The 646-nt window shown below is 40.6% G+C and carries 1 protein-coding gene; it reads left to right on the top strand.

All coding sequences use genetic code 11. The features are described from left to right. Window positions 1–137: 137 nt before the first annotated feature. The coding region (locus V7147_RS16245; protein ID WP_438824603.1) for a 3D domain-containing protein at window positions 138–646 on the top strand (509 nt) is incomplete at its 3' end.

The raw sequence follows: 646 nt of genomic DNA on the forward strand, positions 1-646 counted from the left end.
GGACGTGGCGGTAGTTAGTCGATGTTCCTCAGTGCTGGCGCCTTCCACTTTTCGTTCTTTACAATTATTTTCCACCCATAAACGAATAATTTCTAACCGAAATGGAAAGAAATAGAGTCGTGAGAGGAGTGGAAAATGTGTTTCATTTAAACACAACCATAAAAAGGAGTGCAATGACGATATTATTTGCATTTGCACTGTTTACAACGTTCCAATCTTTTTCGGGAGTGCAGACAAAAGACCTAACAAATTGGGCAGGCGACCAAATCAAAGGGAAATCACAAACGGTTGTACTCAAAAGTGTAGGACTGGCGTCAAAATTTATGTTTTTTATACATGGGAATAAAGCGGTAGAGGCTTCAGCGATAGAAACGACATTGCCAATCGAAGAAGCAATAGACTTTTCAAAATATCCGACACAATCAGTTGTTGCGACTGGATACACGGCAGGGATTGAATCAACAGGTAAAGATGCAAATCACCCGTCGTACGGGATCACATACTCAGGTGTTAAAGTTAAGCGAGACCTATACTCTACAATTGCTGCCGATTTGAATGTTTTCCCAATCGGAACCATCCTGTTTATCCCTAATTATGGGTATGGTGTAGTTGCTGACAAAGGCGGAGCTATTAAAGGTAATAAAAT

The sequence above is a fragment of the Bacillus sp. JJ1521 genome (genome assembly GCF_036965165.1).
Lineage (GTDB): Bacteria > Bacillota > Bacilli > Bacillales > Bacillaceae_L > Ferdinandcohnia.